The 7,473-nt window shown below is 58.7% G+C and carries 8 protein-coding genes; 1 reads left to right on the forward strand and 7 read right to left on the reverse strand.

Going from position 1 to position 7,473, the window contains the following annotated elements; all coding sequences use genetic code 11:
• Both Q0S71_RS11420 and Q0S71_RS11425 read right to left on the reverse strand, forming a co-directional pair.
• Positions 1–662 (reverse strand): HlyD family secretion protein (locus tag Q0S71_RS11420; protein WP_295995198.1); only part of this gene is annotated, 662 nt, incomplete at its 3' end.
• A 54-nt stretch (positions 663–716) separates the two neighbouring features.
• On the reverse strand, positions 717–2,330 hold the full coding sequence (locus Q0S71_RS11425; protein WP_295995199.1) for an MFS transporter: 1,614 nt from the start codon (positions 2,328–2,330) through the stop codon (positions 717–719).
• A gap of 185 nt (positions 2,331–2,515) precedes the next feature.
• On the opposite strand from Q0S71_RS11425, the gene Q0S71_RS11430 reads away from it, so the two are divergent.
• The gene (locus tag Q0S71_RS11430) at positions 2,516–3,286 is read left to right on the forward strand and encodes an IclR family transcriptional regulator (RefSeq protein WP_295995202.1); all 771 of its coding nucleotides are present in this window, start codon (positions 2,516–2,518) and stop codon (positions 3,284–3,286) included.
• 32 nt (positions 3,287–3,318) lie between these two features.
• On the opposite strand, the gene Q0S71_RS11435 is transcribed toward Q0S71_RS11430, so the two are convergent.
• From Q0S71_RS11435 to ccsB, 5 genes are all read right to left on the reverse strand, one after another.
• Positions 3,319–3,636 carry a FlxA-like family protein gene (locus tag Q0S71_RS11435; RefSeq protein ID WP_295995204.1) on the reverse strand — a complete coding sequence of 106 codons (318 nt, stop codon included), beginning with the start codon at positions 3,634–3,636 and terminating at the stop codon, positions 3,319–3,321.
• Positions 3,637–3,721: 85 nt separating this feature from the next.
• Complete coding sequence (locus Q0S71_RS11440; protein WP_295995207.1) at positions 3,722–5,161, reverse strand: PLP-dependent aminotransferase family protein; 1,440 nt, start codon at positions 5,159–5,161, stop codon at positions 3,722–3,724.
• Between the two features lie 590 nt (positions 5,162–5,751).
• Entirely contained in the window at positions 5,752–6,171 is a 420-nt protein-coding gene (locus Q0S71_RS11445) for a hemerythrin domain-containing protein (protein WP_295995210.1), read from the reverse strand.
• Positions 6,172–6,269: 98 nt separating this feature from the next.
• Positions 6,270–6,551, reverse strand: a complete 282-nt coding sequence (locus Q0S71_RS11450) for a DUF2818 family protein (RefSeq protein ID WP_295995213.1) — start codon at positions 6,549–6,551, stop codon at positions 6,270–6,272.
• An 8-nt stretch (positions 6,552–6,559) separates the two neighbouring features.
• Positions 6,560–7,473 (reverse strand): c-type cytochrome biogenesis protein CcsB (gene ccsB / locus Q0S71_RS11455; protein WP_295995216.1); only part of this gene is annotated, 914 nt, incomplete at its 5' end.

Below are 7,473 nucleotides of genomic sequence, written 5' to 3' on the forward strand. Positions count from 1 at the left end.
ACGAAACCGGCCGTCGGCGCTTTGATGGTCGTGTACGACAGCATCAGCGCCGCCTGTTCCAGCACCGCTTCGGCGCGGCCGATGGCGGCCAGCGCCTCCAGGCGTTCGCTGGCGAGCACCGTCAGCTCGCGCTGGGCGGCGCTCTGGGCCGCGCTGTCGCGCTGATGCGTCGCCAATTGTTGGCGCAGGCCGAATTCGTGCTGTTGCTGCTGCTCGGTGGTGCCGGCGCCCGACTCCGACAGCTGGTTGTAGCGGCTGGCGTTCTGGCGCGCGAATTGCAGCGCCGCGTCGTCGGCGGCGATGGTCGCGCCGGCCTGTTCGATGACCGCCTGCTGGCGCGCGGTGCGGGCGTCGATGCCGCCCAAGTGCGATTCGCACGCCTTCAACTCGGCCTGGGCAACGTGCAGCGCGGTCTGGAAGTCGCGGTCGTCTATGCGGGCCAGGACGTCGCCGGTCTTGACTTCCTGATTATCTTCCACCAGCACTTCAGAGACCGTGCCCGCCACGCGCGGCGCCACCAGGGTGAAGTCGGCGCTGACGTAGGCGTCGTCGGTTTCCTGTTCCGCCTCTTGCCAGCCAGTCGTCGCCACCAGTGCGACGGCACCTATGGCGAGGATGCCGACGGTGGTGGCGATTAATTTTACTTTCTTGGAATGTTTCATTTTATTTCACTCATTTCTACGTGGATGGTTTGCTTTACGCTGGGATAACGATGCTCACCGGGCGCTCAGTGCTTGAGCCGGCTGGGGTGCAGGGGGGGGCTGGGGCGGTAAATGGGATTTTGGCGGGTAGCTGCGCTTTGGCATGAGCAGCATCAGGAACAGAAGCACGGCCAGGCCAGCCAGCAGCAAATACGCGTCGGCGATGCCCATCGTGATGGCTTGCTCGTGCACGCGCCCGGCGAAAGCGCCCAGTCCGCCAGAAAGCGCGAGCGGCGTCTCGCTGTCCAACAGCATTTCCGGATGCTTGATCGTGCCGCTGTTTAGCAGCACATTCGAGTGGAATTGCTCGCGATGGGTGACGAACGTCTCGATCAGTGAGCCGCCGATCACGGCGCTCATGCCTCGGGTGGTGTTGAACATGGCCGAAGCGAACGGGCCTTCCACGGGCTGCACCGCGCCGGTCGCGCCCATCAGTATCGGCAGGACGGCGAGCGGCTGGCCGATGGCGTGGATGGCTTGCAGCAAATAGAAATTATCCTGCACCCATACCGAGCTCAGGTGGGAGCCCGCATAGCTGGCCCAGCACAGCAGCGCGAAGCCGCAGCCCATGACGATGCGGCTGTCCAAGCGGCGGATATTGCACAGGGCGGCCGCCAGCGGGCAAGCGAGCAACTGCGGTATCGCAATCGACAAGGCGAGCGGTCCTATCTGTAGCGGCCGGTAGTCTTGCACGTGGGTCAGAAAGATGGCCGGCAAGGCGCTGCCGGCCATGGACAGGATCAGGAAACCGCCGAGCGCCAGCAAGCCATGGGAAAAGTTCCTGCGTCCCAGCATTTGCAGCTTGAAGAAGGGCAGCGGGTGATGCCACTCGTTCACGAAGAACAGGGGCAGCAACACGGCCGCGCCGAACAGCAGGGTGCAGATCAGGGAGGAATGCAGCCAGTGCAGGCGCTCGCCCTGTTCCAGCGCCAGCACCAGCATGACGATGCCGCCGCATCCGGTCAGCGCACCGGCCCAGTCGAATTGGTAAAAGCGCTCCAGCCGCACGGGATCTTGCGGCAGGCCCCAGGCCATCATCGCGGCGGCGATCAGGCAGGGCGGTATGACTTGCCAGTAAATCCACTGCCATCCCAGCGTGTCGGTGAACAGCGCGGCCAGCGGCATGGCCAGGTTGGGGCCGAAGGTCGCCGTGAGCGCGTAGCCGGCCATGCCGTATAGCTTGATGCCGGGAGGAAGAAAGCGCAGGGCGGCCGTCATCAACAGCGGCGGCATGGCGCCGCCGAACAGCCCCTGCGCCACCCGCAGCATGAGCAGGCAGGGGTAGTTGTGGACCAAGGGCAGCACGGCGCCGAGGACGGCGAAAGCCAGGGTGACCGTGATGGCGAAGCGGCGGAAGGAGAAGGTCACGGCGAACCATGTCGCCATCATCATGGCCGCGATTTCGGCGGCGATATAGACGGCCGAGTACCAGCTGCCCTCATCGTAGCCTATGCCGAGCAGGCCGCGCAGATCGGGCAGGGAGATGCTGCTGACCCGGTCGTTGAGCCCGGACCACAGCGCGGCCAGCAAGACGCCGCACAGGCCGGTCAAAATCCGCAAGCCGAATGGCTGCGCCGCCGGCGCCGGGGGCGGGCGGTGGCCGGGTGCGGTGGTGGTGGAAACGGTCATGGCGAGCGTCGCGACGTGTGGAACACGCTGTAAATCGGCGGGAGGGTAATCATATTGTGGGTTGGTGTATCGCAAAGTGGTCAAGTGTCGGCATTTTAATATACGGTACACTGTATTGCAATGTGGTTTTTTGATTGGATGGTACCCACTTGAGGTACACTGTGGCCTCTTTGAAATGAAAGCTTATGAAGAAGATAAATACAGATTCAACGGATGAGCGCAGTAGCGGTATCCAGGTCATCGCGCGCGCAAGCGCCATCCTCAACGCGCTCGGCAACGTGAAAAACGCCGGCATGAGCCTGGCGGAGATCGCCAAGGAAGTTCAACTGCCGCGCTCGACCGTGCAGCGCATCGTGCAAGCGCTGGCGCAGGAGGGGATCGTGCAATCGGATCGGTCCGACGGCGTCCGGCTGGGATCGACTTTGCTGAAGCTGGTCGCCCGGGTGCATACCAACGTCGTGGCGATCATGACGCCCCATCTCGAACAACTATGTCGGGAGCTGGACGAAACGGTGGCCTTGGGCCGCGTCAGCGGAACCGAGCTGGCCTTCGTTCATGTCGCGGTGGCCGAGAGGGAATTGCGGGTGGTGCCGCAGGTGGGCGCCAACTTGCCTCTGCACAGCACCAGCGCCGGCCGTGCGCTGCTGGCTTTGGACGGCGACGACCATGTGCTGGCCTTGCTGGGCAATGTTTACGCCGGCGTCACGCCGAAAACGCTGCGCTCGGCCGAAGATTTGCTGCGGGAATTAGCCGTCATACGGGCGCAGGGTTACGCCCAGGAATTCGAGGAGACGGAAGTCGGTGTGTCTTCGGTCGCCATCGCGGTCGATAGCGTTTTGGGACGGTATGCGGTGGCCGTGGTCGTTCCAAGCGGGCGCCTGCAAGGGCGGCAGGACTTGATATTCGACCGGATTCTGAGTTTGAAAAGTGCGCTGCAGGCAGAAATCGGAAAATAAGATCGCCGACGCTGGACTAGGCAAGCACCGCGCTAGGCGGACTGCTTGCCATTTTCCTTTTTCAACTCCGATTGGGCTTCGGCACGATTTTTTGCTTTCAGTTGCTGATTTTGTTCTATTTGAGCAATTTGGTCTTCCAACAGCTGGACGCTGCGTTGCAGGTCGATGATTTCCTTCATCAAACGCATCCGTTCTCCCGGATCGGTGCTTTCCATTAATTGCTTCTGCAACTGGGCGATTTTTTTAAAAAGCGCTTTGATTTGAGCGAACAGCATATTGATCTGTCCCTGCGCACCCGAGCTATCGCTGACGCGATGGCTGCCGCCCGTGCCTGCTACGCTGGTCACCATCAGTTTCTCCTCGTTGACGTTGCATGTGCTGAATATGAAGATATTTGGTAGGGAAAGCAAGGATACAGCATCGGCTTCGTTATCACTATGGACCTTGGAATGAATTGCTGCGTAGTAAATCCCGCACGGTGAGCAGCGCCGGTTCTATGCTCTCGGTATTGACAGAGCCGTATCCCAAAAAGAGGCCGTCCTTTACCGTCGGCCCGGCGTAGAAGACCGACAGCGGATAGAGGCCGACGCCGGTCTTGCGCGCCGCCGCAATAAGGCCGGCGATGTCTATCTTCTGCTTGCACGGGGCGGCCATGTGAAATCCGGCTTCCGAAGGAATCAGCTCGAACCAAGGGGCCAGCGCGGTGTCGAACGTCTTCTGGATTTTTTCCCTGCGCAGGGCATAAATATTCTGGACCCGGCGCACATGGCGCAGCAAATGGCCGTCCGAAACAAACTTCGCTAACGCAAATTGCAGCATCGTGTTGCACTGCCAATCGGTGAGACGTTTGGCGCTGATTAAAGCTTGCGCAATAATGGGGGGCGCAAGCACGTATCCTATGCGCATTTCGGGGAACATCACCTTGGACATGGTCCCGACGAAAATGACCACGCCGAAGCTATCGAGGCTTTGCAGGGAATCGATGGGCCGGCCCGAGTAACGGAACTCACTGTCGTAATCGTCTTCAACGATGATGGCGCCGATGGCCGCCGCCTTATTGAGCAGGGCGTGGCGTTTCTGTTCGCTCATCGGCATCCCCAGCGGGAATTGGTGTGCGGGTGTGACGTAAATCATTTTGGCGTCGTTCGGAATCGCATCGACGTCGATGCCGTCGGCGTCGACCGGCACGCCGACCACGCGGGCGCCCAAACTGGCAAACAGCAGGCGCGCGCGGGGATAGCCAGGATCTTCCACCGCGACGCACATGCCGGGTTCCACGAGAACGCGACAAATCAGGTCGAGGGCCTGCTGAGCGCCATTGGTGACGATGACATCGTCGGCGCTGCCGGTGACGCCCCTCGAAAAGCCGGCATGCCGCAGCAGCGCCTGCCTCAATTCGACTATGCCCGCGGCATCACCATACCTGCCGCGCTTGGCCGAGGAGCGCCGCAAGCCGTGCATCACGCAGCTGCGCCATTCATCCTGCGGAAAATGGCTGGTCGACGACTCGCCGCCGGTGAAATCGACCACGCAACGTTCCTTCTTTCCGACTTGATCGATTACTTCGAGATCTATCCATTTCTGGAGCGTGGGACTGGGCTGCCACGTCGGATATTGCGGTACCGACGGCTTGCAAAAAGGATGGTGGACGAAGGTGCCCTTGCCTACATAGCCGACCAACTTCTTATCGTAACTAAGGCGGTTATAGGCGTCGGCGACGGATTTGCGGGCCACGCCCAATTGTTTCGCCAGCAGCCTCGATGGCGGGACTTGCTGGCCGTTGGCAAGCCTGCCGGAATCGATGGCATGCGAGATTTGATCGTAAATCTGATGCGCCAAATCCTTGCCATCTTTTATCAGAATATGTAATTCCATAATATTCGACGATTTCCCGGTTGTTACTTCATTTCAGCCGAAGCGCTGTTAGCCGCATCCTTCGAGCACCCGTGACTTCTCAGATGTAACTCGCGATGAAGATGCGAATGTTACTTAATTTTTTGGCTATTTTAAATGGTCTCCCGCAATTATAGAAAATTGGCCCTTGTTCGTTCCTCATAGAAATTATTCGCAATGATTTATTGGCAATTAAAATGGAGAGAGGGTGAGTGTAGGCGCAAGGCCGTGCCAGGGAATATAGAAAGGAGGAGAGTTCAAGGTGGACAGCAGAAGTCAATGGCGCTTGTCCGCCATATTCTTATCGATGATGGAGATTTATGATCTTGCTTAAACAGCGATATCAATATTGCTGCCCACTGAAGTAAAATTCAGACCGGGATTCTGGCGCTTATCCGGGTTTTCATTGTCGCCGGAATCCGTGACGGTAATTCGCCGGCGCGCTTTGCGATGTGACGGATTGCACCATATCGACCTTCTTTTCCCCGGCAAATACAAGTTCGCTATCCTAACTCCATACATCGCTTGCATCACGTCTGAAGTTTTGGATAGCTGAAATTTGGACGATTGGCTCAGGGCAGCGCGTCCGCCACCGGGTAAAGCAGGGTATTTTCCCGGTGTATGCGCTTGGACAAGGCGTTAAAGATAGCCTTGGTCTGTTCCGTGAACACTTCGGGGCTGGCGGAAATCAGGGAGATATTGCTCCATGCTTTCATATACGCTTCAAATCCGTGGGCCAGGTCGCCCATTTCCTGGGAATAGCGCTGCGCCAAATCCCGCGCTTCCTGATCTTTGCTCAGCAGCATGGATGGATACAAACTCTTGTCTTCCATTGCCAGGTGCAATCCGACCAGGCCATGCATCTTGCTTAACTGGCGGCGTATGCGCGTTGCATCTTCCTCTGCGATGACAGCGCCGAGTTGCTGATTGATTTCTCGGGCGATAGTCAGAATTTCTACATGCTGTTTTCTAAAATTATCGGTACGTGCCATTTTATAACCTTGAATTGTTACTATTATTGTTGCGATAGTATAATTATAAATGGCAGTATAAAATAATACAAGTAAACCACATCAATCTTTATCGCCAGCTATTTTTTTAGCAAATATTTCCAGACTATCCCGGGGAAAGACAGCACGCCGAACAGGGCCACCGTCACCGCCCAGAGTTCCCAATCCTTGGGCGTGGCCTTGGCAGTGGCCGCTTCCAAACCCGCCCCCAAAGCCATCCAGCAGGCATAACAGGCCAGCCAGCACAGGAAGTCCAGGGATGCGCTACGCCAGCGGGCAGGACGAAACAGCGTCGAAAACGGGAGGTTGGCCAACAGCAGGCCCATCATCAGATTGAGCCAAATGGCCGATGCGATATTCATTTGCGCTCCTAAAGACTGCCGTAAGAGTGTAGTCCGGACAAAAACATGTTGACGCCCAGGAACGCGAACAAGGTGATGACGAAGCCGGCCAGCGACCACCAGGCGAGCAGGGCGCCGCGCACGTTCTTGACGAGCCGGGTGTGCAGCCACGCGGCATAGTTGAGCCAGACGATCAGGGCCCAGGTTTCCTTGGGATCCCACGACCAGTAGCCGCCCCAGGCTTCCGCCGCCCACAAGGCGCCGAGTATGGTGGCGATGGTGAAGAAGACGAAGCCGAGCGCCGTGGTTTTGTAGGACAATTCATCAAGCCAGACGCGGCTCGGCAGGCGGGTGGCGAAGAACGCATTGCCAGCCAACAACCACGCCGCGCCGAACATCGCGGCCAGGGAAAACGCGCCATAGCCGATGAAGTTGGCGGGAACGTGGACTTTCATCCAGTACGACTTCAGCGCCGGTATCAGCGGTTGAATTTCGTGCGCGCCCGTGCCGTACTTGAACATGAAGATGACCGCCGCGCTGACCACCAACATCGCGAACAAGCCGAGTTGACGGCTGCCCAGGTTTTTTTCCAGGTGCAGATACAGCAAGGTCGTCATGAAACTGAACAGGACGAATACTTCATACAGGTTGGAAACGGGGATATGGCCGATGTCCGAACCCATCAGGTAAGACTCGTGCCAGCGCACCAGCAGGCCGACCAGGCCCATCAGGCATCCGGTCCACGCTGTTTTGCTGCCCAGGAGCAGCGCGGCGTCCGAGCGCTTGATCCATCCGATGGCGTAGACCACCGTGGCCGCCCAGAAGCTCAAGCCCATCCACATGATGGCGCTCTGGCTCGACAGGAAATACTTCAGCCAAAACGAGTGGTCGGCATTGCCCAGTTGACCGTGGTAGGCGTGGATGCCGGCGATGGCCAGCGCGC

The sequence above is a fragment of the Rugamonas sp. genome, from assembly GCF_025354735.1.
GTDB lineage: Bacteria > Pseudomonadota > Gammaproteobacteria > Burkholderiales > Burkholderiaceae_D > Rugamonas.

Excerpts from the sequence above, each read along its gene's own strand:
- Q0S71_RS11445 (WP_295995210.1), bottom strand. The coding sequence starts at position 6,171 with ATGGCACGTACCGATAATTTTAGAAAACAGCATGTAGAAATTCTGACT.
- Q0S71_RS11425 (WP_295995199.1), bottom strand. The coding sequence starts at position 2,330 with ATGACCGTTTCCACCACCACCGCACCCGGCCACCGCCCGCCCCCGGCG.
- Q0S71_RS11430 (WP_295995202.1), top strand. The coding sequence starts at position 2,516 with ATGAAGAAGATAAATACAGATTCAACGGATGAGCGCAGTAGCGGTATC.
- Q0S71_RS11450 (WP_295995213.1), bottom strand. The coding sequence starts at position 6,551 with ATGAATATCGCATCGGCCATTTGGCTCAATCTGATGATGGGCCTGCTG.
- Q0S71_RS11435 (WP_295995204.1), bottom strand. The coding sequence starts at position 3,636 with ATGGTGACCAGCGTAGCAGGCACGGGCGGCAGCCATCGCGTCAGCGAT.
- Q0S71_RS11440 (WP_295995207.1), bottom strand. The coding sequence starts at position 5,161 with ATGGAATTACATATTCTGATAAAAGATGGCAAGGATTTGGCGCATCAG.